This window comes from Nocardia sp. NPDC055029 (assembly GCF_053608525.1).
On record NZ_JBSGVQ010000020.1, the window covers coordinates 99,724 to 126,292 of the forward strand.

Consider the following 26,569-nt stretch of genomic DNA (forward strand, 5'->3'; position numbering starts at 1 on the left):
TAGTACGACCGTGTCCGTCCGGCTACCAGATAACTGCACGCCACGACGAAATGTCACGCATATGTTTCTCTTTTCGCCCAACCTGGTCGGCCGATCCGATCTTGCGCAAGGCAGGATGTAACCAGGTCGAGACATCGCACCCCCGACAAGGAGTCAACAGTGGGACAGGTCAGCGCCAGCAGTTCGATTGTCGTCGCCGCGGATCCGCAGCGCACGCTCGAAGCGATCGGTGATTACGAGACGATCCGTCCGCGCATCCTTTCCTCGCACTACCACGACTACAAGGTCGTCGAGGGCGGTAAGGGCGCGGGCACCGTGGTGGAGTGGACGTTGCAGGCCACCGAGAAGCGTTCGCGCAACGTGCGCGCGAACGTCACGGTGTCGGACTCGATCCTCACCGAGCGCGACGCCAACTCCTCGATGGTCAACACCTGGACCGTCACCCCGGACGGCGCGGGCTCGCAGGTCACCCTCCGCACCACCTGGCAGGGCGCAGGTGGTGTGTCGGGCATCTTCGAGGGCATCTTCGCCCCGCTCGGCCTGAAGAAGATCCAGGCCGAGGTGCTCGCGAACCTGGCGCGCGAGCTCGCCTGAGCGTTACTCCTTGCCGATGTCGAAGAGATTTCCTTCGGGGTCGGCGAGGGTGACCCACTGCTGGCCGTACTCGTCGAAGTCGCCGATGTGCTTGGCGCCCAAGCTGATCGCGCGCTCGACGTAGTCGCGCCACTGGACGGAGTGGAAGTCCAGGTGCACGACGTTCTTGCCCGGCGTCTTGTCGGGCACCTTGATGAACATCAGCACCGGCGAGGCGCCGGAGGTCTGGCCGACGGTGGCGAAGAACGCCGAGGCCTCCGGGTCGACGGGCCGGTCGAGCAGCTGGGCGTAGAACTCGGCCAGCGCGGTCGCGTTGTCGCAGTCGAACGTGACATTGCCAAGGGCGAGGGTCATCGGGTTTCTCCTTCGGTGATCGGCCAGCACACTTCGGTGCGGTAGTCGGCCGGGTTATCGGTGAGGTCAGGTCCGACGAGATAGCGCTCGCGGACCGGTTCGTCGGGGGCGACGGTGTCGTGCTCGGCGACATGGCTGCCCAGCGCGCCGTAGGTGCGGTCGAAGTCCTCGAACGCGCCCGTGTGCACGGCGACGGCGAAGCGGCGGGCCGGGAATTCGGTGATCGCCAGCCCGTCGGGCGGGGTGAGCTCGGTGCCGGGCGGCAGCGGTACGTACGCGGTGACGGCGCCGGTGTCCTCGGCGAAGAACTCCGTCGAATAGGTCGCGCCCGCAACGCCTCCCGGTGTGACGCCCGCACCGAGCAGGCTCACGTACAGCTGTTCGAACGTGACGCCGCACCACTGCGCGATCGCGCCGCGTTCGACCCGCTCGGTGCGGGTGAGCGCGGTGAACGCCGGCTCGACCCGATAGTCGACGCGCAGCGGCGGCGCGGGCTCGGTGAGCAGCGCGCGCAGCGACGCGACGACCTCGCTGGTCCGCCGTAATTCGGCTTCCATCCTGGTCAGATGCGCGCGCAGGGTGGCGTCGCGGTCGGCCGGGTCGGCGGCGGCGAGCACGGTGCGGATCTGCGGCAGCGGCATGTCCAGGTCGCGGAGTCTGCGGATCAGGTGCGCCGTCTCCACCTGGTCGGTGCAGTAGCGGCGGTACCCGGTGCCCGCGTCCACCGCGACCGGCTCCAGCAGCTCGATCTCGTGGTAGTAGCGCAGCGTCTTGACGCTCAGATGGGTGAGGCGGGCGAACTCGCCGATCGCCACGGTGGCTGTCATGAGAATCAGCCAACACCCTCCAGCGGGGGGAGGGTCAATATCGACTCACGCGGGCGCGAGGATGAACGCGGTGATCAGCGGCCACTCGCCCTCGCGCCACCACGAATAGCCGAACCAGACACCCGGGGTGATCTCGCGGATCTCGTCGTAGACCTGCGGTGTCGGTGACGGGGCGTAGTTCAGTGCCCAGGCGGGACGGCCGTCGAGGATGGACGGCGCCTGGTAGACATCGGCGGGGAACGCCTCGGTGCCGACCACCCGGTTGGTCAGGGTGCCGCCGTCGGGGCCGGTGCGGAACACCTTGCCGGTCCACAGGGCGGGCGCCACCGCCACCAGCTGCGGCGGGCGGGTCACCCAGCCGTTGGTGACACCCGTCGGCACGGCGCCCGCCTGCGCGTCGCGGTAGATCTGGTCCTGCTGGGTGACACTGCAGCGAGTACGCAGCGAATTGAGGGTCGCCGCGGAATTGCCGGGATCGACAACGCAGCCGTTCCCGTAGTCGGCGCGCTCCGCGGCAGGCTCGGCCGACGCGGTGACCGGTGCTAGAACGAGCAGGCCAACGGCTGACACCGAGACGGTGATCAGGGACGCGCGGATGACACTCATCTGTTCTCCCTAGAATTGCTGAACCTGGATCCGACCCCGATCGATCCTAGGCGTGAGGCCCATCCCCGGATCTGTTGCGGGCAGGCAGCAATCAAGCTGTTACCAGGAAGGTCACGGATAACGGCACGGTCGGTAGGCGCCACCGCGGCGGCGGGTGTGGGAGTATCCCGGCGGCGCGTGAGGGCTACGCTTGACGCGGACGAAACTTCTGGAGAGGACGTGCTGTGCAACCCGGTGATGGTCAGTTCGATATGCAGGCCCTGCTCGCGCAAGCCCAGCAGATGCAGCAGGCGGTGATGCAGGCCCAGGCCGAGCTCGCCGAGTCCGAGGTGCGGGGGCAGGCCGGTGGCGGTCTGGTCCAGGCGACCATCAAGGTCAGCGGTGAGGTCATCGCGCTGACGATCGACCCGAAGATCGTCGATCCCACCGATGTCGACGGCCTGCAGGACCTGGTGATCGGCGCGATCAACGACGCCATGGCCAACGCGCAGAAGCTGGCCGCCGAGCGTCTCGGCCCGCTCTCGCAGGGCCTCGGCGGCGGTTCGATGCCCGGTCTGCCCGATTTCTGATGTATGAGGGGCCGGTTCAGGATCTGATCGACGAGCTGGGCAAGCTGCCCGGCGTCGGTCCGAAGAGCGCACAGCGCATCGCTTTTCACCTGCTGCAGGTGGAACCGCCGGAGATCGACCGGTTGCAGGCCGCGCTGCAGAAGGTGCGCGACGGCGTGCAGTTCTGCGTCTCGTGCGGCACCGTGGCCGATGGTGAGCTGTGCCGGATCTGTGCCGACCCGCGCCGCGACCGCACGATGATCTGTGTGGTCGAGGAACCCAAGGATGTGCAGGCGATCGAGCGCACTCGCGAGTTCCGTGGTCGCTACCACGTGCTCGGCGGTGCGCTCGATCCGCTCAGCGGCGTCGGCCCCGATCAGCTGCGGATCAGGGAACTGCTGACCCGCATCGGCAATCAGGACGACGGCGTCGACGTGAGCGAGGTGATCATCGCGACCGACCCGAACACCGAGGGCGAGGCGACGGCCACCTACCTGGTGCGCATGCTGCGCGATTTCCCCGGGCTCACCGTCACCCGGCTGGCTTCCGGTCTGCCGATGGGCGGCGATCTGGAGTTCGCCGACGAGCTGACGCTCGGCCGCGCGCTGTCGGGCAGGCGGGCGCTCTAGAACTCCACGCGGGTCCAGGTCACCTCGGCACCGGCGTCGTGGTTCTCGGTGGTCCAGTCCCAGATGATGCGGGCGACCTGCGCCGGATCCTCGACGGTGGTGCCGAAGTGCTTGTCGGGCGAGCCGTCGCGGTATTCGACGGTGTAGGGGCCCGTCGGGTCGCGGTAGGTCTGGATGTAGCGCTGCTCGCCGCGTTCGACGATCAGGTACGGGTTCGGGTCGGCCAGTCCGGCGACCCACTGGTGCGCCAATTCCTCGGTGAGATACGGGAATTCGCCTGCGCCACCGTGGGTGACGGCGACCGGCACGTGCCCGGCCGGGTCGATCAGCCAGCTCAGCTGCGGGTCGTAGACGGCGTAGCCGCGCGGGGTGGCGAGGTCGAAGAGCAGGGTGCGGACGAAGCCGATCGCGTCGTACGGCGACGGGATGTAGAGCGTGGTCCCGTTCGCGCCGCCGACGGATTCCACGCTGAGGAACGAGTCGTCCACCGGCAGTTCGTTGTTGCGGGCGTTCAACTCGGCCGCGATCTCGGCGATCGCGTCGGACTCCGGCTGACCTTCCTGGGCGGCCAGGTACGCGTCCACCTCGTCGACGGAGGTGGCGACGCCGGACGGCAAGAGGATGTGGTCGTAGCTCACCCGCCCCACCCTACGGGCTGTGACATCGGCGGCTGGCGCCGCGGGTATCGGCCCTGTGACCTCGATTCTTCCCTCCCTCCGGGCACTCCTTCGTCGCACCCTCCGGTCAGTCCAGAATCGAGGGCGGGCCGATACCATTTCCGGTGTGTTTCGACCCGGTGCCCGTCGGGAAACTCCGGTTTCGTCAGGCCACGGCGCACGGGTGGGGTGTGGTCAACTGGGTGCATGGGCATCAAGGTGTCACTCGAGCACCGGACCGCGTACTCCTTCGATCGTCTCGTCGACGTGCATCCGCACGAGGTGCGGCTACGGCCCGCGCCGCATTCGCGGACGCCGATCGAGGCCTACTCGCTGCGGGTGTCACCGCCCGGACACTATGTGAACTGGCAGCAGGACGCGTTCGGCAATTTCGTTGCGCGGCTGTTGTTCCCGGAGCCGACCCGGGAGTTGTCGATCACCGTGGGGTTGATCGCCGACCTCGAGGTGGTCAACCCGTTCGACTTCTTCGTCGAGGACTACGCCGAGCATTTCCCGTTCGCCTATCCCGAGGCGCTGGCCGCCGACCTGGAGCCGTATCTGCGCCCGGTCGACGAGGCGGAGCCGGGATCGGGGCCGGGGGAGCTGTTGCGCGACTGGGTGCGGGTGCATCGCGCGCAGGGCCGTATCCGTTCCATCGACTACCTGGTCGAACTCAACTACGCCCTGCGCAACACCGTCGACTACACGGTGCGGATGGAGCCGGGCGTGCAGACGCCCGACGACACGCTGCGCCGCCGGCTCGGTTCCTGCCGTGATTCGGCGTGGCTGCTCGTCGCCATCCTGCGCGAACTCGGCCTGGCGGCGCGTTTCGTCTCCGGCTACCTGGTGCAGCTGACCGCGGACACGCCCGCGCTGGACGGACCGTCCGGGCCGAGCGCCGACTTCACCGACCTGCACGCGTGGACCGAGGTGTACCTGCCGGGCGCGGGCTGGATCGGCATGGACCCCACCTCCGGCCTGTTCGCGGGCGAAGGACACATCCCGCTCGCCGCGACCCCGCACCCCGGCGCCGCCGCTCCGATCACCGGCGCGACGGGGATCACCGAGGCCACGCTCGAATTCAGCAATGTGGTGCGGCGGGTGCACGAGGACCCGCGAGTCACCCTGCCCTACACCGATTCCCAGTGGGAGCGGATCACCGCGTCCGGCGCGGCCGTCGACAAGCGGATGGCCGCCGCCGACGTTGGCCTGACGATGGGCGGCGAACCGACGTTCGTCTCCATCGACGATCAGATGAGTGCCCAGTGGACCACCGATGCCGATGGCCCGCACAAACGCGAACGCGCCGTCGACCTGGCCGATCGCCTGCGCTCGATCTACGCGCCGACCGGATTGGTGCAGTACCGCCAGGGCAAGTGGTACCCCGGAGAACCGTTGCCGCGCTGGGAGATCGCCATCGCTTGGCGGGCGGATGGTGAGCCGGTGTGGACCAGGCAGGACCTGCTCGCCGACCCGTGGTCACCGGTCGCGGGCGACCTCGCCGGGCCGTCGCCGGTGTCCGACGCCGCCGCCGGTAATTCGGAAGATGGTGCGGCACAGGACCGCGACGGCGCGCCGGTGAACGATGCCGCGTCGCACGATGACGGCGACGGGGCACGTGGCGCTGTACCGGGTGCCGGGTCGCCGGTTGCGGGAGCGAACGGTCGCGACGTCCCACCGGGGCGCGACACGGCGCCGGGCGGACTCGCCCTGGCTGGGGACCGCGCACAGAGCACAGCGGCGCAGCAGCCCAACGCTGCTGCGACCCGACCGGTCGAAGGCCACCCCACCTCTACCGCTGTTCTGCCACGGCGCAATTCGGTGCGTCCCGGTGTCGCTGCGGCTCGATCGCTGATCGCCCATGTCGCCGGCACGCTCGGCTTGCCCGACAGCCAGGTCCGCCCCGCCTTCGAGGACCCACTGGCACGGTTGGCCGCCACCGTCACCGCACCGGTAGGCGAACCGCCGGAGGCCGATCTCGACCCGGCCGAGGATTCGCCCGCTGCCCGGCGAGCCCTGCTCGGCCGTCTCGACGAGTCCGTCAACGAACCGACCGCTTACGTGCTGCCTATTCACCGCAGGGACGACGGTATGGGCTGGGCCAGTGCCGACTGGCAGCTGCGGCGCGGTCGCGACGGCGACGATAGTCCTGGTCGAATCGTTCTGACCGACGGCGATTCGCCCGCGGGACTGCGGCTTCCGCTGGACTCGGTGTCCTGGCACACCCCGCCGCCGCTCCCGGAAGCCGATCCACTGTTCCAGGGTCCGCTGCGGCTGCCACGCGCGGAACCACCCGCCGTGCTCGAACCGGCGGACTTCACCCCGACCACCGCGCTCGTGGCCGAGGTGCGGGCGGGGCGGTTGCATGTGTTCCTGCCGCCGGTCGGCGAGCTCGACGACTTCCTCGACCTGATCGCCAAGGTGGAGCAGGCCGTGGTCGCGCTCGGTCAGCCGGTGGTGCTGGAGGGTTACGCGCCACCGAACGACGCTCGGCTGCACACCTTCTCGGTGACGCCCGATCCTGGCGTTATCGAGGTGAACATCATGCCGACCAGCTCGTTCGCCGAGCAGGCCGTGGTGCTCGGCACCCTCTACGAGCAAGCCAGGCTGGCCAGGCTTAGCACCGAGTCGTTCGATGTCGATGGCACCCACGGCGGTACCGGCGGCGGCAACCACATCACCCTGGGCGGGGTCTCGCCCGCGCGCTCGCCGCTGCTGCGCAGGCCCGATCTGCTGGTGTCGATGCTGACCTACTGGCAGCGTCATCCGGCGTTGTCGTACCTGTTCGCCGGCCGATTCGTCGGCCCGACCTCGCAGGCACCGCGCGCCGACGAGGGGCGCGCGGGCGTGCTGTACGAACTCGAGATCGCCTTCGCCGAGATCGCCCGATTGACCGGCGCGCAGGTAGCAGCAGGCACGCCATCGGAAATCCGTTCCGCCCCTTGGCATATCGACCGCGCGCTGCGGCATCTGCTGACCGATCTCACCGGCAACACCCACCGCGCCGAGTTCTGTATCGACAAGCTCTACAGTCCCGATTCCGCGCGCGGCAGGCTCGGCCTGCTGGAACTGCGCGGCTTCGAGATGCCGCCGCATTTCCAGATGGCGATGGTGCAGTCGCTGCTGGTGCGCGGCTTGGTCGCGATGTTCTGGGACGAGCCCTTCCGCGCGCCGCTGTTGCGGCACGGCGACAACCTGCACGGCCGATACCTGCTGCCGCACTTCCTGATGAGCGATATCGCCGAGGTCGCCGCCGATCTGCGCGCGCACGGCATCGACTTCGACACCAGCTGGCTCGACCCGTTCACCGAATTCCGTTTCCCGCGGATCGGGACCGCGATGATCGGCGACGTCGAACTGGAACTGCGCGGCGCGATCGAACCGTGGCTGACCCTCGGTGAGCAGACCACCGGCCAGGGCACGGCGCGCTATGTCGACTCCTCGGTGGAGCGGTTGCAGGTGCGGGTGGTCGGCGCCGACCGCGGCCGCTACGTGGTGACCTGCAACGGCATGCCGGTACCACTGCTGGCCACCGACAAGACCGATGTGCAGGTGGCGGGCGTGCGCTATCGCGCCTGGCAGCCGCCGAACTCGCTGCATCCGTCCATCACGGTGGACGCGCCGCTGGTGTTCGACCTGGTCGACGCCGCGACCGGCCTCTCACACGGCGGCTGCACATATCACGTCGTCCATCCCGGCGGCCGCGCCTTCGACGACGCGCCCGTCAACGCGGTGGCCGCGCAGTCGCGCCGCAACCGTCGCTTCGAGGCGGCGGGGCATACGGTGAATCCGATGGATCCCGCCGAGCTCCGTGCGAAGATCGCGGCGCGGTCGACCGATGTCGGTGCGCCGGGCATCCTGGATCTACGTCGCGCGCGCACCGTGTGGGACTGGGCCGACGGCCGGTAGGCGACAACAGGAAGCGAGGTCGGCTCGGTGACTCAGCGCGACGAGGCGCTACGGGACGGGAAGGCACCGGGCGTGCGCGCTCAGGTCGCCGAGCAGTTGGCGCGGTACCGGGCCGAGAGCAAGACGGGGGCGCGCTACGACGAGTGCGGCAGGCCGACCCGGGGCTACTACGACGAACTGGTCGACGGACGCGGCCGGGTGCGGTCGATGTGGTCGGAACTCTCGGCCGACTTCGTCGACCAGGGCATCAGCGGACTCGGCCGGATCGATCACCGGGTCCGCAGACAGATCGAGGACGACGGCGTCACCTACACCGAAGTCGGGCTCGGCGACGACGCGCCGACCCCCATGCCGTGGCGGCTCGACCCGATCCCGCTGCTGGTCTCCGCAGACGACTGGACCCGCCTGGAAACCGGTCTGGTGCAACGCTCGCTCGTGCTCGACGAGGTGCTCACCGATGTCTACGGCCCGCGCAGGCTGATCGCCTCCGGCCTGCTGCCGCCGGAGATCGTGTTCGGCAATACCGGGTATGTGCGGGCCGCGCACGGCATCACCATCCCCGGCACCCATCAGCTGTTCCTGCACGCCTGCGACATCAGTCGCTGGAGCGACGGGCAGTTCCGGGTGCTGGCCGACTGGGCGCAGGCGCCGTCGGGCGCGGGCTACGCGCTGGCCGACCGCCGCGTCGTCGCCTCGGCCATCCCCGAGGCGTTCGAGCACGCGGGCCCGCGCCCGCTCACCCCGTTCGCGCGGGCCATGCGGCTGATGCTCGAGGAAGCCGCGCCCGAGCTGGCCGACGGCGAGGAACCGGTCGTCGTCGTGCTGAGCCCGGGCTCGCATTCCGAAACCGCGTTCGACCAGGCCTATCTCGCGCAGACGCTCGGCTTCCCGCTGGTCGAGAGCGCCGATCTGGTCGTGCGCGACGGCGCGCTGTGGATGCGCTCGCTCGGCAGTCTGGAACGGGTCGACGTGGTGCTGCGCCGCGTCGACGCCGAGTTCTCCGATCCGCTCGACCTGCGTCCCGATTCGCGTCTCGGCGTGGTCGGGCTGGTCGAGGTCCTGCGCCGCGGTGCTGTCACGGTGGTCAACACCCTCGGCAGCGGCCTGCTGGAATCGCCCGCGCTGAGCGCGTTCCTGCCGCGGATCGCCCGCTCGGTCCTCGGCACCGACCTGCAGCTCGACGGGATGCCCGCCTACTGGGGCGGCGACGACACCGAGCGCGCGCACCTCGTCGCGAACCTCGGTGACCTGGTGATCCGTTCCGCCGTCGACGGATCGACGATCTTCGGGCCGAGCCTGGCCGCCGCCGAACGCGCGGAACTCGCCGCGCGGATCGAGGCCGAGCGGTGGAAATGGGTCGGGCAGGAACCCGCCGAGTTCTCGGTCGCGCCCGCGGTCGAAGGGGAGGCGGGGATCGCGCCTGCCCCGGTCGGCATGCGGTTGTTCTCGCTGGCCCGGCGCGGTGGCTATACGGCCATGTCGGGTGGGCTCGGCCAGCAGCGGATGCGGCTGGAACCGACGCGCAGCGTGATCAAGGTGGCGGCCAAGGATGTCTGGGTGCGCGCCGCGCCTGCGACCGCGCCCGCCGTCGGCGCCGACGCGCCGCACGAGGAACGGCTGCGCCGGGCCGTGCCGGTCGTCGAGGCGATCAGTTCGCCGCGTGTGCTCAACGATCTGTTCTGGATGGGCCGCTACAGCGAACGCGCCGAAGCGGTGGTCCGGTTGCTCGCGGCGACCCACGACGTCTATCAGGACTACCGGTACCGGCCTTGGCTGGACGGCGCCGAGGCGTTGCCGATTCTGATGCGGGCGTTGTCGGTGACCACGGGCACGGTCGCGCCGGAATCGGTGTTGCCCAACGTGACCAGGCCTGTCGGCGCGCTGGTCAGGGTGGAGCCACAGGCCGGCGATGGGGCGAGTTCCAGCGCGCCGGACGCCGCCACACCGGGCCGGTCCTCGAACTCGAAGGACGGGGAGATCACCAGTGCGGAGTCTGCCGAGGCGGATTCCGATGACGAGCAGTCCTCGCCGTGGGAGCGCGCGGGGACGAGTGCGCTGGCCCGTGCCCTGCGCACCACGGGAAGTGCGGCCGAGCGCGGCACGGAGTCCGCGGAGGATGACCGTGACGATCGCGAGCGCCAGGATCAGGTGAAAGCCACCGCACGCCCCAAGGTTTCGGGCAAGCCGGTCAGCGCGGAACCCCGCGCCGTCGCCGGCGCCTCCGCCGCGGGCTTCCAATACCTGGCCACGCTCACCGGCGACCGGCATCTGCCCGGCTCGCTGTCCTACGCCGTCGACCACTACGGTTCGGCGGCGCGCGCCGTGCGCGACCAGCTCTCCGGTGATACCTGGATGATCGTCGGCGCCGTCGATCGCGCGCTGGCCGAATTCCGCAGTGCCAGTACCGAACAGGAGACCGCGCTGTCCTCGGTGCACTCGCTGTCGCTGGCCGCGCTGCTGTCCCTTTCCGGCATCGGCGCGGAATCGCTGGTGCGTGACACCGGCTGGTATGTCATGGACATCGGCAAACGGATCGAACGCGGACTCGCGCTGACCTCGCTGCTCAAAGCCGCACTGGCGCAGGCGAGTCCGCCCGAGGTGGAGCGGGTGGTCACCGATTCGGTGCTCGTCGCCACCGAGTCCGCGGTGAGTTACCGCCGCCGCCACCGTGGTTCGGCGCATGTCGCCGCGCTGGCCGGGCTGCTGCTGTTCGACGCGGGCAACCCGCGATCGCTGGTGTACCAGCTCGACCGCCTCGAAGCCGATTTCCAGGCGCTGCCGGGAGGTTCCGGCGCGTCCAGGTCACAGCGGTTGCTCGCCGACGCCCAGCGCATGCTGCGCCGCATCGACCCGGCCGAGCTGGAAACCACCGACGCCGACGGCGTGCGCACCGAGCTGGTGGAATTGCTGGAGGGGGTGCACTTGCGGCTGCGCAAGCTGTCGGAGTCGTTCGAGACGACCAAACTCGCTGTACCGGTGGCTATCCAGCCGCTGTGGGGCAACACCAGGATGGTCGGATGAGCAGGCGGTACCGGGTGGTGCACCGCACCACCTACAGCTACTCCGACGAGGTCACCAGTTCCTATGGCCGCGCGTATCTGACCCCGCGTGAATTCGGCGGTCAGCGGCCGCTCGAGCACGACATCTACATCGACCCGGTGCCGTCGGACCGATCCGTCGGCACCGATGTCTACGGCAATACGACGACGTATTTCCATGTGACATCGGAACATCGGAGGCTCGAGGTCACCGGCGAATCGCTCGTCGACGTCGACGGCGACCATCCGTCGACGATGCCGGGCGCCGACCTGCCGTGGGAGCGGGCACGGCCGAGCGCCGCCACCGGTCCGCTGGCCGTCGAGTTCACCCTCGACCTGTTGCCGCCCGAGATCACCCCGGAGGTCGCCGCCTACGCCGCGCGGAGTTTCCCGGCGGGCAGGCCGCTGCTGGGCGCGGTCACCGAGCTGAACACCCGCATCCACGAGGATTTCCGGTATCGCTCCGGCTCGACGACCGTGAGCACCAGCGTCGCCGACGTCTTCGCCGCGCGCGAGGGTGTCTGCCAGGACTTCGCCCGGATCGGCGCGGCCTGCCTGCGGTCGCTGGGGCTGGCCGCGCGCTACGTCTCGGGGTACCTCGCCACCGATCCACCGCCGGGCAAGGAACGCATGGTCGGGGTCGACGCCACGCACGCGTGGGCCGCTGTCTGGCTGCCGGGCACCGACGAGACCGACCGCACCGGCCGCTGGATCGCCTTCGACCCCACCAACGATCAGTTCGCCGACGAGCGCTACGTGACCGTGGCCTGGGGGCGCGATTACCAGGATGTTCCGCCGCTGCGTGGCATCATCTACACCGACGCCAAACAGTCCACGATCACGGTCTCGGTCGATGTAGCCCCGGTGGAGGTGTAGTCCCTTGCGTGATTTCGTCTGCCCGAATTGCGGACAGCAGCTGGCTTTCGAGAATTCGGTGTGCCTGTCGTGCTCGAGCCCGCTCGGATTCAGCCTGCGGGAACGGGCGCTGGTGGTGATCGGCTATCCGCCTGGCGACGCGGCGATCGATCACGCCGGTGGCGTCGTCTGCGGGGACCGGTTCCGGTTGTGCGACAACCTGCATGTCGCGCAATGCAATTGGCTGGTTTCGCGATCCGGCGACACCGCAGGGCCGATGCTGTGCGAGTCGTGCGCGCTCACCCGCACCCGGCCCAACGACGCCGACGCCGACGGCCTCGCCGCGTTCGCCGAGGCCGAGGCGGCCAAGCGGCGGTTGATCTTCGAGCTGGTCGAACTCGGGCTTCCGATCGTCGGCCGGGACGCCGATCCCCAGCACGGCCTCGCCTTCGACCTGCTCTCCAGCCGCACCGACGGCGTGCGCACCGGCCATATCGACGGCGTCGTCACCCTCGACCTGGCCGAGGCGAGCGACCCGCACCGCGAGCAGCTGCGGATCGAGATGGACGAGCCCTACCGGACCCTGCTCGGCCACTTCCGGCACGAGATCGGCCACTACTACTTCACCGTGCTGGTCACCGGATACGAAGCGCTGCAACGGTTCCGCGATCTGTTCGGTGATCCGTTCGCCGACTACCAGGAGGCGCTGAACCGGCATTATTCGCAGGGCGCGCCGCCCGGCTGGGAAGACGACTACGTGTCGTCCTACGCCACCATGCACGCCGCCGAGGACTGGGCCGAGACCTTCGCCCACTACCTGCACATCCGCGACACCCTCGACACCGCGGCCGCCTTCGGGATCGCCCCGGCGGGCGCCACCCTGGATCGGCCGCAGGTCGGGCGCGCCGGCTTCGACAAGATCATCGAGCTGTGGTTGCCCCTGGCCTGGTCGCTGAACATGGTCAACCGCTCGATGGGACACGACGATCTCTATCCGTTCGTCCTGCCCGATCATGTCCTGGAGAAGATGCGCTTCGTGCACGAGCTGTGTGAGCGCAGCAACGCGACATCCGAGGAATCCGTGGTGGCGTAATACCGTGATTTCACTGCGATGTAGGTCACAGCTGTTTACGCTCTCTCATTGAGACGAACGAGTCTCAAACCCGGGTTCGCCGGGCTGCTCGATGAGGATGGCTATGAACTCACCGCTGATATCCGTCGGATTGCCACTGGCCCTTGCCGTGGTCATGTTCGGACTGGGTCTGTCGCTCACCACCGCCGATTTCGCGCGCATCGCGAAGAACCCGCGGATCGCCGCCATCGCCCTGGTCTGCCAGCTGATCGCGCTGCCGATCGTCGCGTTCGGGCTGGTGCTGCTGTTCGATCTGCAACCGCTCCTTGCGGTCGGCATGATGCTGCTCGCCGCGTCGCCGGGCGGGACGACGGCGAACCTGTTCAGCCATCTGTTCCGCGGGGACGTCGCGCTCAACGTGTCGCTGACCGCGGTCAACTCCGTCATCGCCGTCGTCACGGTCCCGCTGGTGACCAACTTCGCGATCGGCTACTTCGACCCGGCCGAGACCGGCGAGTCGGTCGGGCTGCAGTTCGGCAAGGTGGTCCAGGTGTTCGCCATCGTGCTCGTCCCGGTGGGCATCGGCATGCTGGTGCGCCGCTGGGCGCCCGCGTTCGCCGAACGGATGGACCGCCCGGTGCGGATCGGCTCGGCAGTCATCCTGCTGCTGGTGATCGTCGGCTCGCTGACCGCCGAATCCGAGGATTTCTCTCGGCATTTCCCCCGGATCAGCGCGATCACCGTGCTGTTCTGCGTGATCAGCCTGACCATCGGGTTCTTCGTGCCGCGGCTGCTCGGCGCGACGGGTCGCCAGTCCATCGCCTGCTCGATGGAGGTCGGCGTCCACAACAGCACGATCGCCATCACCATCGCGCTGAGCGTTCTGGACAGCACCGAGATGGCCGTGCCCGCGGCGATCTACGGCATCCTGATGTTCCCGACGGCCGCCGTCTTCGGTTTCCTCATCACCCGCAAACAGCCACGGGTGGCGGTCGCCACGGCCGAGTGAGTCCACCGGCGCGTAGACAGGTGCGCACCACCGGACTAACCTCTTAGCTAAGGAGGCGTCATGGCAGGGAACGCGGCGGAGCAATTCAACATTCACGACGCGAAGACGAACCTGTCACGCATCATCGAGCGGGTGGAGCAGGGGGAGGAAATCGTGATCAGTCGTGCCGGAACTCCGGTCGCCAAGGTGGTGCCGTTGACTCGCCGGGTCAATCGGACCGGCCGTGGCTCGCTACGCGGTCGGCTCGAGTTGCCGCCGGGCTGGGACTCGCCCGAGACCAATGCCGAAATCGCCCGCGACTTCGACGCATGAGCCTGCTGCTGGACACCCACGTCATCCTGTGGTGGCTCACCGACGATCCCACCCTGGACGCCGAGCTTCGCGGACGGCTCGACCACGATCCCGACGTCTACGTCAGCTCGGCCTCGGTCTGGGAGATCGCGATGAAGCAGGCGTCGGGAAAGCTGGCCGGTCCGGCCGACTTGCCTGAACGGGTGGTCGGGAGCGGGTTCCTGCCGCTACCGATCGATGCCAGGCACACGATCGAAGCGGCCCGGCTTCCGCTGCTCCACCGCGATCCGTTCGATCGGATTCTGGTGGCGCAGGCCCGGTGTGAGGAGCTGACGCTCGTCACCCGGGATCCGTACTGCCTTCGGTACGACGTAGTTTCGCTACCGTGCTGACGATCCGCTAGGCGTACCTCCGCCTTCGCTCCGGCCATGCGCGAAAGACTAAGGAACGCTGTCGCGACTGCGTCTCTTAGGCGCGGAGGCGTTCGCGGCGGAGGCGGTCTACCTCGGGGAGGTCGAGGGGGGCGAGGTCGGCGGGGGAGATGCCGAGGGCTCGGGCGATGAGGAGGTCGGCCAGTTCGGGGTTGCGGGCGAGGGCGGGGCCGTGGAGGTAGGTGCCGATGACCGAGCCTTGGACTACGCCTTCGGTGCCGTCGCCGACGCCGTTGCCGACGCCTCGGGTGACCTTGGCGAGGGGGGCGGCGTCGGGGCCGAGGCTGGTGCCGCCGCGGTGGTTCTCGAAGCCGGTCAGTGGGGCGGAGAGGCCGTCGAGGACGGGGGTGGTGGTGACTTCGCCGATCGCGCGGGTGGCCTGGGGGGAGGTGGTGACGTCGAAGAGGCTGACGCCGTCGACCTTTTCGCCCGCCGAGGTCTCGTACCAGTTGCCGAGCACCTGGATGGCGGCGCAGATGGCGAGGACGGGAGCGCCCTTGGCGGCGGCCTGCTGCAGGCCGGGGTACTTCTGCAGGTGCCGGGTGGCCAGGCGCTGGGCGGAGTCCTCGGCGCCGCCGAGGGTGTAGATGTCGAACGAGTCCGGCACCGGGTCGGCGAGGGTGATCTCGACGATCTCGGCGTCGTAGCCGCGCATGCGCAGCCGCTGGCGCAGGACGAGCGCGTTGCCGCCGTCGCCGTAGGTGCCCATCACGTCGGGCAGAACCAGTCCGATGCGGATGGTCGACTCGCTCATGCGCGTGCCTCCAGGTCACGGTTGAGATCGCGGAACGCGGTGTAGTTGGCCAGCACCTCGACGTGCCCGGCCGGGCAGGAGGCGATGGCGCGCAGCGGGTCGGGCACGAGGGTGTGCTCGACGCCGGCGTAGGTCAGGCGCACCGCGAGGTCGGTGGCGCGTTCGCCGGCCGCCACGACCTGCACGCCTTCGAAGTGCTCGAACCGCACGTCCCACAGCCAGGACAGGTCCTCGCCGTCGGGCACCTGCCCGTTGACCGCGATCACCAGGCCGGCCGAGGTCGGCTCGATCATCGACAGCGCTTCCTGCCAGCCCGCGGGGTTCTTGGCCAGCAGCAGCCGCGCGTCGTGCTCGCCGACGGTGACGGTGCGGTAGCGGCCCGCGATCTCGCGCACGGTGCCGGTGGCGTCGGTCGCCTTGGTCGCCTCGGCGCCCATCGCCACTGCCGCGGCGACCGCCTGCGCCGCATTGCCGCGGTTGGCGCGACCTGGCAGCGCCAGGTGCAGGGGAGCGCGGAAACCGTCGGGACCGCACAGGTCTTCGCCCTCGAGCCACCAATCCGGCTGCGGGCGATGGAAATCGGCGCCGGTCGAGCGCCAGTTCTCGCCCTCCCAGACGATCGGCTCGCCACTGCGCGGACAACTCGTCGCGTCGACGGCCCAGCCGCTGCCCGCCGACACCCACACGACCTTGGGGTGGTCGTAGGCGATGGAGGCCACCAGCACGTCGTCGCAGTTGGCGATGACGACGGTGTCGGGATGACGGGCCAGCCCGGCACGCAGCTTGCGCTCGATCATGTTGATCTCGCCGACCCGGTCGAGCTGGTCGCGGCTCAGGTTCAGCAGGACAACGGCCGCCGGGTCGAGCGCGTCGCTGACGTGCGGCAGGTGCAGCTCGTCGACCTCGATCGCGGCCAGCGGCACACCCTGGTGCACGCTCAGCGCCGCGACGATGCCCGCGTCCATGTTGGCGCCGTCGGCCTGGGTGGCGACCTGGCCGAGCGTGCCTAGCGCCGCGGTGGTCATCCTGGTGGTGGTCGACTTGCCGTTGGTGCCGGTAATCAGCACCGTCCGCCTGCCGCGCCCGAGCTGCGTCATGATCGTCGGGTCGATCTTCAAGGCGATCAGGCCGCCGATCATCGAACCCTTGCCGCGGCCCGCCTTCTGCGAAGCCCACGACGCTGCCGCCGCCGCTCGCAAAGCCAGGCGCCCACGCACCGAGATGTCTGCCACGCCGCGAGTCTATGTGCGCGACGTCGCGGGCCGCGTGCGGGAGCGGTGTGAGCTCTGTCAGCCCATCCTGGCCGGAGACGTGAGCCGGACCGCTTGCCCGACGAGCGGGAGCTCTGTCAGCCCATCCTCGCCGGAGACGTGAGCCGGACCGCTTGCCCGACGAGCGGGAGCTCTGTCAGCCCATCCTCGCGACGAGGGTGCGGACCACTTCGGCGCTGACCTCGTCGCGCCAGATCTGGAAGCGCGCGGGGTTGTCCAGGCCGCCGACCGTGGAGTCGCCGCTGACCGAGAACGCGAAGTTGCCCCGGTAACAGGCGACCGTGGATTCGATGATCTTGCCGTAGGTGCATTCGGTGGCGCCCCACTCCGGTGCCACCGGGTCGCCGGTGAAGCGCTTCATGTCGGCGTAGTGGGCGGCGACGGCGGCTTCCTCGCCCACCGAGGAGAACGTCACCGTGATCTTGGCGTTGTCCGAGGAATCGGGGAGGTCGGGCAGATCGAAGGTGAACAGGCAGCCGCCCTGGGCGATATTGCGCACCGTCTCGCCGACGAGCTGCACGGTTTGCGGTGTGCGGGTGAGATTCGTGGCCTGCGGCAGGATCGCGGTGATCTCGGCATCGGTGAGCACCGCGCAGGCGTCGGGCCAATTGGCGTCGGTCGCGGGCAGGGTCGCGGTGATGGCTGTGGTCGCGGGCGCCGCCCCGCCGAAGTTGATGCCGGGCGGGCCGACCGGTCCACAGCCGGCCAGAGCGGCCGCCGATACGGCGATCGGCCCGAGCGCACGCCATCCACGCAGATTCACCAGAAATCCCCCCGCTAACACCGTGATTCGCCACCGACGGTGGCTATTGTCGGCCTAACCGGGCGCAGAAGCAACGCGCGTTCTGGTCGTCATGACAGATCACATATCGACGTCGAACATATTGGGAATTCCCCTGGCATAGCGGTCGGCGTCGATCACCCGCAGCGGCTCGAGTTCGGGGGTGCGGCGCAGCCGGAAAGTGCGGCAGCGCTGGGCCGATGACCCCGCGACGTCGAGCAGCGCGTTGACCGCGGCGCGCGCGGACTCGTTCGCGCCCTCCATTGTCGCCAGGTCGATATCGGTGCGCACGTAATCGCCTGCGAGAAAAAGGTTCTCGATCGAGCCGTGTGCTTCGGGCCGCGCGTCCCACGAGCCCGCGGTGTTGATGAGCAACGGATCGGCATTCGCGTTCCTGGCGCCCTGCCAGGTGATTCCCGGATCGAGAAACCAGGAATGGACGTCGGCGGGCCGCAGCAGTTGTTCGCGGTCGTTCAGATGGGCGCTGAGCTGGGCCCAGACCTCCCGGAAGATCTCCTCGTGCGTGCATTCCACGGCGGGCTTGCCGTACAGGATGCCCGGGGAATTCCAGTCGGAGATGTCGACGGACAGGCAATCGGCCACCGTGCCGTCGCCGAACGACGGCAGCTTGCGCGTCCACAGCTGGTTCTGGCTGATCGAGGTGAGCGACCACGGTGAATCGACGAACGCCGCGTGCCCGCGCGAAATACGCAGCGGCGTACGGAAATAGATCTGGATGCCGTTCATCCAGTCGACGAACAGGCGCTCGGTCGCCGCCAGTTCCGGCGCCAGCTCGAGTACCTGAGGCGACCAGAGTTTCCTGACCTGCTCCACCGGCATCGCGGCGACGAAATAGTCGGCCTCGACGGTGCGGGCGCCTGCGGAATCGGTGATCCGCGCCGCGCCGATGCGCTTGTCGCGCACCACGAGTTCCTCGACCCGGGCGCCGAGTTCGAAGCGGACGCCGAGCCCGCGCAGATGGTCGACCCACGGGTCGATCCAGGCGATATTGGTCGCGTTGTTCAGCACCCGGTCCAGGCCGCCGTCGTTGCCGAGGCCGAGCGGGTTGCCGAGGAACTGCTCGCCCATGCTGCCGATGGTGCGGGTGCTGGCCAGATTCTCCTTGGCCGCGACCATGATGCTGGTGAGCGAGCGCGAGACGATCGCGCGGAACTCGTGCGAGCGCTGGTGGCCGCGCACGAAGTCGTGCCAGGAGGTGTGCTCCCACTGGCCGAAGCGGCGCGCGTCGCAACTGCTGTTGAACACCAGCAGCCGGTTGGCGAAGAACGCGGCCTCCGGTGGCGGCATCTTCGACAGCGTCGAGATGGTAGCGGCCAGCGTCTCCCTGATGGCGTCGGGATTCGTCGTCGGTGCGGCGAAGCCGTCGGGCAGGGTGAGCAGGATGTCGTCGGTGTCGCGGCGGGAGAACCTGGCCTCCGGCACGGTGATCAGGTTGTTCCACACGCCGTCGGGATTGCCTGCGACCGGAATCCGGCGCAGGGTGTCGGGCAGGTTCTGATAGAAGCCGGGGAAGAAGCGGAAGCCGTGCTCACCGGGCAGATCAGGCCTGCCGTCGCGCCCGGTGCCTGGCACGGGGATGCTGCGGGCCTTGCCGCCGAAGGCCCTCGCCTCGTAGACGGTGACCTCGAAACCGCGTTCGGCCAGCTCATGGGCCGCGGTCAGCCCGGCGACACCGCCGCCGAGGACGGCGACCCGGCGGCCGGGGGGTGCGCCGAGCCCAACACCGGCTCCCGCCACGGCCCCCGCCGATACCACCCCCGCTGCGACCGTGCCGCGAAGAAAGGTTCTCCGCGATACGGGCAACCGCTGTTCCGCCATATGCTGTTCAGCTGCCTTGTTCGAGTATTGCCTGCGATTTGCTATCACTGTAGAGCGCGGCGAAGACCTGGCTGTTGTGACCTGTGCGTCGTTCGCCCGAGCTCAAAACCGACCGGTCGCGCGGAAACGCATCGCGCGATCGGTCACATGCTAGCCACCGCCTCGGTGATCGTGCGCTGAATTGGACGTTAGACCTGGACCAGGCTCCGGTCGGGCACGGGGTCCGGCGTCCGCCGGGTGGTCGTCGCGGCGAACGCGCCCGCGATGACGATCACCCCGCCGATCAGGGCGGCCGCCGACGGCTCCTCGTCGAACACCACCCAGGCCGCCGCGATGCCGACAACCGGCACGAGCAGCGACAACGGCGCCACCGTGCCCGCCGGGTAGCGACTCATCAGATATGTCCACAGGCCGGATCCGCACACCGTCGCGAGGATGGCGATATAGGCGAGCGCGGCCAGCGCGGGCAGGCCGTCGGTCTGCGAGACTGCCGCGCCGAGCGCGCGGACGCCGGTGCCAGGCCCCTCGACAGTCATCGACAGCGCCAGCAGCGGCAGGACGGGAACCACCGACATCCACAGCGTCAGGTGCAGTGGATCGAACCCGGGCGAATCCGCACCTGCCTGACGCGCGCCGATGTTGCCGAACGCCCAGCCCAATCCACCCGCCAAGGTCAGCAGCACCGGGAGCAGCGTGGCATCGGCCAGCCGATCGGCGCCGATGACGACCATGCCGAGCACGGCGACCGCGAGCCCGGCGACCTGCACCGGGCGCAGCCGCTCGCGCAGCAGGACCGCGCCGAGCACCACGGTGAACGGCGCCGAGGACTGCAGCACCAGCGAGGCCAGCCCGGTCGGCATGCCAGCGCGCATCGCGGTGAACAGGAAGGCGAACTGCAGGATGCCGAATCCGGTGCCGTAGAGCAGCAGCCAGCGGGTGCGCACGGCGGGACGCGGGATGAACACGAGCACCGGAAGCGCGATGACGGCGAATCGCAGCGCGGCGAAGAAGAAGGGCGGGAAGTGGTCGAGGCCGATCCGGATGGCCAGGAAGTTCAGGCCCCAGAGCACGACGACGGTCAGTCCGAGCAGGCGGTCACGGGAGGTCACGCCCTCATCGTGCGGTGCGCAAAGCATCAGGACAATCGAATAAAAGTGGATGAATGAAGTAGATTTACTTCATGTTTTCGATCGACAGGCTGCGGATTCTGCGGGAGCTGGCCGACCGCGGCACGGTCGCCGCCGTCGCCGAGGCGTTGTCGATGACGCCGTCGGCGGTCTCGCAGCAGTTGAAGGTGCTGGCCAGGGAAGCCGGGGTCGCGCTGCTCGAACCCGATGGTCGGCGGGTACGGCTCACCGATGCCGGACAGGCCTTGGTCCTGCGCGCCGACGATGTCCTCGCGGCGATGGAACGGGCCACCGCCGAGATGGCGCACTATCGCGGCTCACCGCGCGGGCAGGTCAGGGTGGCGTCGTTCCCGTCCGGTGCTGCGCTGCTGCTGCCGCCCGTGCTGACCGTGCTCGCGGGCAGCGGTGTCGAGATCGTCGCGGGTGACGAGGATCTGCCGCCGTCGGAAGCGGCGAAACTGCTGGCCGACTACGACATCGTGCTCACCCATCGTGACGAGCGCGCGCCGTCGCCCGCCGGGCCGCGGCTCGCGGCGCGGGTGCTGATGCGGGAACCGATCGACGTCGTCGTCGCGCCGACCCACCCGCTGGCAGGCCGGAGTTCGGTGCGGCCGGAAGAGCTGGCCGAGGAGACGTGGGTGAGCGTGCGCGGCGGATTCCCCGTCGACGACGTACTCGAATCCATCGCGACCATCACCGGCGTTCGCCCGCGGATCGCGCAGCGACTCAACGAGTTCCGGGTGATCGAAACGCTCGTGGCCTCGGGATACGGCGTCGCGCTGATGCCGCGCTTCGCGGTCGCGCATCCCGCGCTGTCGGTGCTGCGGTTGTCGGGTGTGCGGGCGGCGCGGGTGTACGACCTCGTCACCCGCCCCCAGGCGCACCGGCGCCCCGCCATCGCCGCGGTGCTCGATGCGTTCGAGTCCGCGGCGCGCGAGGTCAGCGCGAGCTGACGTAGCCGCGCGGACCGGCACCGGCCGTCACCCCTGCCAGGTGCGGCATCCACCTCGGCAGGCGTGTGCGGTCGGCTATTTCAGAATTGGCCCGGCTGGTACTGCGGCTGTCCCTGGTACGGCTGACCCTGCGGCGGGAACTGCTGACCCTGCTGCTGGCCGTGGTAGCCGAAGTCGTCGGCGACCATGGCGGCCAGCTCGAGCAGCGCGCGCCGGGTGGGCTTGCTGACCAGCTCGAGGTCGATCTCGGCGCCCTCGGCCAGGTGATCGTCGAACGGGACGATCTGCACGGCGCGGGTGCGGTCGAGGAACAGCTTGCGCAGCTGGTCGAGGTCGACCGTCGACGCGCCACGGCGCGAGGCGTTCACGACGACGACCGTGCGCTCGACGAGCTTGCTGTAGCCGTGGTGATCGAGCCAGTCCAGCGTCGCCGAGGCGCTGCGCGCGCCGTCGATCGCGGGGGAGGTGACCAGCACCAGCGAGCTCGCCATGTCGAGGACACCGGACATCGCCGAGTGCATCAGACCGGTGCCGCAGTCGGTGAGGATGATGTTGTAGAACGACTGCAGGATGCCGATCGCCTTGCGGTAATCAGCCTCGCTGAAGGCTTCCGACACGGCCGGATCCTGCTCGGAGGCAAGCACTTCCAGGCGGCTCGGGGCCTGCGAGGTGTGCGCGCGGACATCCGAGTACCGGGTGATGTTCTGGTCTTCGAGCAGGTTGCGCACCGTCGACCGGGTCTGGCGCGGCACCCGGTGGGCGAGGGTGCCCAGGTCGGGATTGGCGTCGATGGCGATGACGCGGTCACCACGCTGCGTGGCGAAGGTGGAGCCGAGACCGACCGTGGTGGTGGTCTTGCCGACGCCGCCCTTGAGCGAGAGGATCGCGATCCGGTAGTCACCGCGGACGGGCTGGTTGACCCGCTCGCCCAGATCGCGGTGCACGATGTCGGCCGCCGACTCGCCGGGGTTGATCACACCACCGGAGGCCTTGTGCACGGCTCGCCGCCACCCGCTGCGCGGCGCCTTGCGGGCGCGCTTGAGCAGGTTCAGGTCGTTGACCGAATGACCGGGCTGGCCCGGCGCGGGCACATGCTGCGGCTGGAACGGCTGATGCTGCTGGGGCGCTCCGCCCTGCCACTGCTGACCGGGCGGGGGCACCAGCGGACCCGGCTGACCCGGCTGCCCGGGGAATTGACCCGGCTGACCGGGCATCTGACCGGGGGCCATCCCGCCCTGCATCGGCGGCTGGTACGCCGGTGGCGGCGGAGGGGCCCAGCTGTAGATGGGCTCGGACTGCGGTCCCTGCGGTGCGACCTGCTCCTGACCGGGGAACTGCGGCTGCTCGGCACCGGGGTACTGCGGCTGTTCGGGGGCGCCGGGGTACGGGCCAGGCACGCCGGGATACGGCTGCTCGCCGGTCGCGTGCGGGCCGGGGTAGGGCTGCTCGGGTGCGGGCTGACCCAGCCAGGGCTGCTGCTCGGGACCGCCAGGACCGGGCTGACCCTGCCACGGCTGCTGCTCCGGCGCGTGCGCCAGGGGATGCGCGCCACCGCTCTGATACGGATCAGGCGCGCCCGGATACCCGCTCTGGGCGAAGGGGCCCGGCACGAAACCACCGGGGTGGAAAACAGTCTGCTCGGCGAGTCCGACATGCGGTTCGGCGCCGGCCTCGGCGGGCTGCGGTTCGGCGGCCTCGCCTGCCTGCTCGGCGGGAGTCTCGGCGGGTTCGATGTCGTCGTCGGCCACCGTTTGCACGCCGGCGGGACCGGACGCAGCGTCGGCCGTCTCTGCCGACGGACTCTGCAGCCAGGGCGGAGAGGTCGGATTATGGTCGTTGTTGGTCACAGTTCCCCCACTTGCTCGCTGAACGAGCAGGAAGCTCGGCGCTGAATGTGCACCAAAACGCTAGCACGGGGCCAATCTTCGCGCGTCGGGGGCGGCCGGGCCCGACGGCGGCTGCGAACAGCCATGAGCCCAGCTCAGCCGGGGGATTCGCGGCGAAGCAGATCCGGTCGGACCAGAGTTGTCCACAGGGCTCGAGTTATCCACAGCCGACGAAGGCCGGATCCCCACCCTGTGGAGACCCGGCCTTCGTAGCGAGAAACTAGCGAGCCGTGGCGCGGTTGACGGCCGAGACGACCGCGCGCAGCGAGGCGGTGGTGATCGAGGTGGCGATACCGACACCCCACACGACCTTGTCGCCGATCGCGACCTCGACGTAGGCCGCGGCCTGGGCGTCGTCACCGGCGGACATGGCGTGCTCGCTGTAGTCGAGCACCCGCACGTCGAAGCCGACCGTCGCGATCGCGTCGACGAAGGCGGCCAGCGGGCCGTTGCCGGAACCGCTGATCTCCTGCTCGGCGCCGTCGACCTTCACGGTCGCCACGATCGAGTCGACGCCGCCGTCGGTCTCGGCCGCGGTCACGGTCTGCTTGATCCGCTCGAGCGGCAGGATCGGGTTCAGGTACTCGGTGGCGAAGACGTCCCACATCTCCTTGGGCGTCACCTCGCCGCCCTCGCCGTCGGTGATCGCCTGGATCGCCTGCGAGAACTCGATCTGCAGCCTGCGCGGCAGCACCAGGCCGTGATCGGTCTTCATGATGTAGGCGACGCCACCCTTGCCGGACTGCGAGTTCACCCGGATGACGGCCTCGTAGGTGCGGCCGACATCCTTCGGGTCGATCGGCAGGTACGGGACCTCCCAGACGATGTCGGCCACGTCGGCGTCCTGCGCGTCGGCGGCGGCCTTCATCGCGTCGAGGCCCTTGTTGATGGCGTCCTGGTGGCTGCCGGAGAACGCGGTGTAGACCAGGTCGCCGCCGTACGGGTGACGCTCGGCAACGGACAGCTGGTTGCAGTACTCGACCGTGCGGCGGATCTCGTCGATGTCGGAGAAGTTGATCTGCGGGTCGATGCCGCGGGAGAACATGTTCATGCCCAGGGTCACCAGGCAGACATTGCCGGTGCGCTCGCCGTTGCCGAACAGGCAGCCCTCGATGCGGTCGGCGCCTGCCTGGTAGCCCAGCTCCGCGGCGGCCACGGCGGTGCCGCGGTCGTTGTGCGGGTGCAGCGACAGCACGATGGAGTCGCGGCGGGCCAGGTTGCGGTGCATCCACTCGATCGAGTCGGCGTAGACGTTCGGCGTCGCCATCTCGACGGTCGCGGGCAGGTTGATGATCAGCGGCTTCGCGGGGGTCGGCGCGATGATCTCGGAGACCGCGTCGCAAACCTCGAGCGCGTAGTCCAGCTCGGTGCCGGTGTAGGACTCCGGGCTGTACTCGTAGCGCCACGCGGTGTCGGGGTAGCGCTTCTCGATCTCCAGGCACAGCGCGGCGGCGTCGGTGGCGATCTTCTTCACCGCGTCGCGCTCGGCGCGGAAGACCACGCGACGCTGCAGGATCGAGGTGGAGTTGTAGAAGTGCACGATCACGTTCGGTGCGCCGTTGCACGCCTCGAAGGTGCGCTCGATCAGTTCGGGGCGGCACTGGGTCAGCACCTGGATGGTGACGTCGGCGGGGATGGCGCCGTCTTCGATGATCTCGCGGACGAAATCGAAATCGGTCTGGCTCGCGGCCGGGAAGCCGACCTCGATCTCCTTGTAACCCATCCGGACCAGCAGGTCGAACATGCGGCGCTTGCGGGCCGGGCTCATCGGGTCGATGAGGGCCTGGTTGCCGTCGCGCAGGTCGACGGCGCACCACGCGGGCGCGCGGTCGATGATCTTGTCGGGCCAGGTGCGGTCGGGCACCGAGATGGGCTCGACCTCTTCGGCGTAGGGCCGGTACCGGAACGACGGCATCGACGAGTTCTTCTGGTTGTTCCAGGCGGGCTGGTCGGCCGGAGCGGGTTTACCGGGGGCCGTGATGGTGCGCGAAGCGGATACGAATGCGTCAGCCGAGGACATGCAAGTTTCTCCGTGGGGTGTGGTTGATTCCCTGGTGGGAGCGGGTTGACCGGCGCGTTGGAACCCCGCGACGGGAGCCGGTCCGTATCAGAACCCGTCGCGGCGGCCGAGAAGAAGTGCCCGCTGCATGATCCAGCTAGCTTACCGTGTGCCTTGCTTCGCTGGTACGCGGCCTGGGGAAGAAACCGGGCGGTAGCTTACAGCCGGTACCGTTTGCAGCGATTCGCACGCTTGTACGGACATCGCGTCCGACGAGACGGCACTAAGGAACTCGGATGACCTGGTTGCAGCAAGTGGCCATTTTCGCGGCGGGTATCGCCGCGGGTGGCATCAATACGATCGTCGGATCCGGCACCCTCATCACCTTCCCCGCGCTGCTGGCCTTCGGTGTGCCGCCGGTCACGGCGAACGTCTCCAACACGATCGGCCTTGTCCCCGGCTCGATCAGCGGGGTCATCGGCTACCGGCGCGAACTGGAAGGGCAGCGGTCGCGGCTGCTGCAGCTGGGCACCGCCTCGCTGCTCGGCGGCATCACCGGCGCGATCCTGCTGCTCACCATGCCCGCCGAGGCCTTCAAGGCGATCGTCCCGGTCCTGATCATCGCCGCGCTGATCCTGGTGATCGTCCAGCCGCGCCTGGCGGCCTGGGTGAAGGCGCGCAGGGCGGAGGGTGCAGCGGCGCCCGAGCACGGCGGGCCGATCCTGCTGGTCGCGGTGTTCGGTACCGGCATCTACGGCGGATATTTCGGCGCCGCGCAGGGCGTGCTGCTGCTTGGCTTGCTCGGCGTGTTCGTGCACGAGGACATCCAGCGGCTCAACGGCGTGAAGAACGTGCTCGCCCTGATCGTCAACGCGGTGTCCGCGATCATCTTCATTTTCATCGCCGAGGTGAACTGGCAGGCCGTCGCGCTGATCGCGGTCGGCTCGATCATCGGCGGTCAGCTGGGCGCGAGGGTCGGCCGCAAGCTGTCGCCGAACGTGCTGCGCGCGGTGATCGTCATCGTCGGCACCATCGCGGTCGTCCGCCTGCTGTAATCCTGGAGCGCTGGCGCGCTCGAGTCGCGGCCCCTCCTGTCCCGCCGATCAGGCACCGGTGCTTGCTCCTTCGTCGCCTACGCAC

Annotated in this window: 22 protein-coding genes and 2 pseudogenes; 13 read left to right on the forward strand and 11 right to left on the reverse strand. The window is 69.2% G+C overall.

The window, feature by feature from the left end:
- Positions 1-159: 159 nt before the first annotated feature.
- The gene (locus ACWF9G_RS18810; protein ID WP_379307958.1) at positions 160-594 is read left to right on the forward strand and encodes an SRPBCC family protein; all 435 of its coding nucleotides are present in this window, start codon (positions 160-162) and stop codon (positions 592-594) included.
- A 3-nt stretch (positions 595-597) separates the two neighbouring features.
- Here ACWF9G_RS18810 and ACWF9G_RS18815 read toward each other — a convergent pair whose 3' ends face one another.
- Genes ACWF9G_RS18815 through ACWF9G_RS18825 form a run of 3 tightly spaced genes read right to left on the reverse strand, consistent with a single transcriptional unit; the run spans position 598 to position 2,381 of the window.
- Positions 598-948, reverse strand: coding sequence for a VOC family protein (locus ACWF9G_RS18815; RefSeq protein WP_379307957.1), 351 nt, complete (start codon positions 946-948; stop codon positions 598-600).
- On the reverse strand, positions 945-1,775 hold the full coding sequence (locus ACWF9G_RS18820) for a MerR family transcriptional regulator (protein ID WP_452516670.1): 831 nt from the start codon (positions 1,773-1,775) through the stop codon (positions 945-947). Before ACWF9G_RS18820 ends, ACWF9G_RS18815 begins: the two co-directional genes overlap by 4 nt.
- A 45-nt stretch (positions 1,776-1,820) precedes the next feature.
- A complete protein-coding gene (locus tag ACWF9G_RS18825) occupies positions 1,821-2,381 on the reverse strand; it encodes a hypothetical protein (RefSeq protein WP_379307955.1) in 561 nt (186 codons plus the stop codon).
- Positions 2,382-2,605: 224 nt separating this feature from the next.
- Here ACWF9G_RS18825 and ACWF9G_RS18830 point away from each other — a divergent pair, with 224 nt between their 5' ends.
- The gene (locus tag ACWF9G_RS18830) at positions 2,606-2,950 is read left to right on the forward strand and encodes a YbaB/EbfC family nucleoid-associated protein (RefSeq protein WP_452516672.1); all 345 of its coding nucleotides are present in this window, start codon (positions 2,606-2,608) and stop codon (positions 2,948-2,950) included.
- Positions 2,950-3,558 carry a recombination mediator RecR gene (gene recR / locus ACWF9G_RS18835; protein ID WP_019044526.1) on the forward strand — a complete coding sequence of 203 codons (609 nt, stop codon included), beginning with the start codon at positions 2,950-2,952 and terminating at the stop codon, positions 3,556-3,558. Before ACWF9G_RS18830 ends, recR begins: the two co-directional genes overlap by 1 nt.
- Here the strand turns inward: recR and ACWF9G_RS18840 are convergent.
- Complete coding sequence (locus ACWF9G_RS18840; RefSeq protein WP_379307953.1) at positions 3,555-4,196, reverse strand: hypothetical protein; 642 nt, start codon at positions 4,194-4,196, stop codon at positions 3,555-3,557. The genes recR and ACWF9G_RS18840 overlap by 4 nt on opposite strands.
- Before the next feature lie 225 nt (positions 4,197-4,421).
- Between ACWF9G_RS18840 and ACWF9G_RS18845 the strand changes: the two are divergent.
- The 8 genes and pseudogenes from ACWF9G_RS18845 to ACWF9G_RS18880 all read left to right on the forward strand — a co-directional run.
- Positions 4,422-5,693 (forward strand): annotated as a pseudogene (locus ACWF9G_RS18845) (transglutaminase family protein); the annotation flags it as partial.
- A gap of 360 nt (positions 5,694-6,053) precedes the next feature.
- A pseudogene (locus tag ACWF9G_RS18850) lies at positions 6,054-8,123 on the forward strand (transglutaminase family protein); the annotation flags it as partial.
- Positions 8,124-8,150: 27 nt separating this feature from the next.
- Complete coding sequence (locus tag ACWF9G_RS18855; RefSeq protein ID WP_452516675.1) at positions 8,151-11,144, forward strand: circularly permuted type 2 ATP-grasp protein; 2,994 nt, start codon at positions 8,151-8,153, stop codon at positions 11,142-11,144.
- Positions 11,141-12,037, forward strand: a complete 897-nt coding sequence (locus ACWF9G_RS18860; protein ID WP_452516677.1) for a transglutaminase family protein — start codon at positions 11,141-11,143, stop codon at positions 12,035-12,037. Before ACWF9G_RS18855 ends, ACWF9G_RS18860 begins: the two co-directional genes overlap by 4 nt.
- A gap of 4 nt (positions 12,038-12,041) precedes the next feature.
- Positions 12,042-13,109, forward strand: a complete 1,068-nt coding sequence (locus tag ACWF9G_RS18865; RefSeq protein WP_452516679.1) for a zinc-binding metallopeptidase family protein — start codon at positions 12,042-12,044, stop codon at positions 13,107-13,109.
- Between the two features lie 103 nt (positions 13,110-13,212).
- Positions 13,213-14,097 (forward strand): bile acid:sodium symporter family protein, encoded by an 885-nt coding sequence (locus tag ACWF9G_RS18870; protein WP_379307948.1) that lies wholly within the window; start codon positions 13,213-13,215, stop codon positions 14,095-14,097.
- A 60-nt stretch (positions 14,098-14,157) separates the two neighbouring features.
- Positions 14,158-14,409 (forward strand): type II toxin-antitoxin system Phd/YefM family antitoxin, encoded by a 252-nt coding sequence (locus ACWF9G_RS18875; protein ID WP_379307947.1) that lies wholly within the window; start codon positions 14,158-14,160, stop codon positions 14,407-14,409.
- The gene (locus tag ACWF9G_RS18880; RefSeq protein ID WP_379307946.1) at positions 14,406-14,780 is read left to right on the forward strand and encodes a type II toxin-antitoxin system VapC family toxin; all 375 of its coding nucleotides are present in this window, start codon (positions 14,406-14,408) and stop codon (positions 14,778-14,780) included. The genes ACWF9G_RS18875 and ACWF9G_RS18880 overlap by 4 nt, the downstream gene beginning before the upstream one ends.
- 76 nt (positions 14,781-14,856) lie before the next feature.
- On the opposite strand, the gene ACWF9G_RS18885 is transcribed toward ACWF9G_RS18880, so the two are convergent.
- The 5 genes from ACWF9G_RS18885 to ACWF9G_RS18905 form a co-directional block, all read right to left on the reverse strand.
- Positions 14,857-15,573, reverse strand: coding sequence for a type 1 glutamine amidotransferase (locus ACWF9G_RS18885; RefSeq protein WP_379307945.1), 717 nt, complete (start codon positions 15,571-15,573; stop codon positions 14,857-14,859).
- Entirely contained in the window at positions 15,570-16,805 is a 1,236-nt protein-coding gene (locus tag ACWF9G_RS18890) for a MurT ligase domain-containing protein (protein ID WP_379037327.1), read from the reverse strand. Before ACWF9G_RS18890 ends, ACWF9G_RS18885 begins: the two co-directional genes overlap by 4 nt.
- A gap of 175 nt (positions 16,806-16,980) precedes the next feature.
- Positions 16,981-17,607, reverse strand: a complete 627-nt coding sequence (locus tag ACWF9G_RS18895; protein ID WP_379307943.1) for a hypothetical protein — start codon at positions 17,605-17,607, stop codon at positions 16,981-16,983.
- Between the two features lie 99 nt (positions 17,608-17,706).
- Positions 17,707-19,464, reverse strand: coding sequence for a hydroxysqualene dehydroxylase (locus ACWF9G_RS18900; protein ID WP_452516684.1), 1,758 nt, complete (start codon positions 19,462-19,464; stop codon positions 17,707-17,709).
- Positions 19,465-19,652: 188 nt separating this feature from the next.
- Positions 19,653-20,573 (reverse strand): EamA family transporter, encoded by a 921-nt coding sequence (locus ACWF9G_RS18905; protein ID WP_452516686.1) that lies wholly within the window; start codon positions 20,571-20,573, stop codon positions 19,653-19,655.
- 71 nt (positions 20,574-20,644) lie between these two features.
- Here ACWF9G_RS18905 and ACWF9G_RS18910 point away from each other — a divergent pair, with 71 nt between their 5' ends.
- Positions 20,645-21,544 (forward strand): LysR family transcriptional regulator, encoded by a 900-nt coding sequence (locus tag ACWF9G_RS18910; protein WP_452516688.1) that lies wholly within the window; start codon positions 20,645-20,647, stop codon positions 21,542-21,544.
- An 80-nt stretch (positions 21,545-21,624) separates the two neighbouring features.
- On the opposite strand, the gene ACWF9G_RS18915 is transcribed toward ACWF9G_RS18910, so the two are convergent.
- Positions 21,625-23,301: an AAA family ATPase gene (locus ACWF9G_RS18915; protein WP_452516695.1), complete on the reverse strand. Its 1,677-nt coding sequence runs from the start codon at positions 23,299-23,301 to the stop codon at positions 21,625-21,627.
- Positions 23,302-23,650: 349 nt separating this feature from the next.
- The gene (leuA, locus tag ACWF9G_RS18920) at positions 23,651-25,450 is read right to left on the reverse strand and encodes a 2-isopropylmalate synthase (RefSeq protein ID WP_379307939.1); all 1,800 of its coding nucleotides are present in this window, start codon (positions 25,448-25,450) and stop codon (positions 23,651-23,653) included.
- A 275-nt stretch (positions 25,451-25,725) separates the two neighbouring features.
- On the opposite strand from leuA, the gene ACWF9G_RS18925 reads away from it, so the two are divergent.
- Complete coding sequence (locus ACWF9G_RS18925) at positions 25,726-26,484, forward strand: sulfite exporter TauE/SafE family protein (protein ID WP_379307938.1); 759 nt, start codon at positions 25,726-25,728, stop codon at positions 26,482-26,484.
- The last annotated feature ends 85 nt before the right edge of the window (positions 26,485-26,569 follow it).

Coding starts and splice junctions, on each gene's coding strand:
- ACWF9G_RS18815 (WP_379307957.1), bottom strand. CDS start 948: ATGACCCTCGCCCTTGGCAATGTCACGTTCGACTGCGACAACGCGACC.
- ACWF9G_RS18820 (WP_452516670.1), bottom strand. CDS start 1,775: ATGACAGCCACCGTGGCGATCGGCGAGTTCGCCCGCCTCACCCATCTG.
- ACWF9G_RS18825 (WP_379307955.1), bottom strand. CDS start 2,381: ATGAGTGTCATCCGCGCGTCCCTGATCACCGTCTCGGTGTCAGCCGTT.
- recR (WP_019044526.1), top strand. CDS start 2,950: ATGTATGAGGGGCCGGTTCAGGATCTGATCGACGAGCTGGGCAAGCTG.
- ACWF9G_RS18860 (WP_452516677.1), top strand. CDS start 11,141: ATGAGCAGGCGGTACCGGGTGGTGCACCGCACCACCTACAGCTACTCC.
- ACWF9G_RS18870 (WP_379307948.1), top strand. CDS start 13,213: ATGAACTCACCGCTGATATCCGTCGGATTGCCACTGGCCCTTGCCGTG.
- ACWF9G_RS18875 (WP_379307947.1), top strand. CDS start 14,158: ATGGCAGGGAACGCGGCGGAGCAATTCAACATTCACGACGCGAAGACG.
- ACWF9G_RS18880 (WP_379307946.1), top strand. CDS start 14,406: ATGAGCCTGCTGCTGGACACCCACGTCATCCTGTGGTGGCTCACCGAC.
- ACWF9G_RS18885 (WP_379307945.1), bottom strand. CDS start 15,573: ATGAGCGAGTCGACCATCCGCATCGGACTGGTTCTGCCCGACGTGATG.
- ACWF9G_RS18900 (WP_452516684.1), bottom strand. CDS start 19,464: ATGGCGGAACAGCGGTTGCCCGTATCGCGGAGAACCTTTCTTCGCGGC.
- ACWF9G_RS18910 (WP_452516688.1), top strand. CDS start 20,645: ATGTTTTCGATCGACAGGCTGCGGATTCTGCGGGAGCTGGCCGACCGC.
- leuA (WP_379307939.1), bottom strand. CDS start 25,450: ATGTCCTCGGCTGACGCATTCGTATCCGCTTCGCGCACCATCACGGCC.
- ACWF9G_RS18925 (WP_379307938.1), top strand. CDS start 25,726: ATGACCTGGTTGCAGCAAGTGGCCATTTTCGCGGCGGGTATCGCCGCG.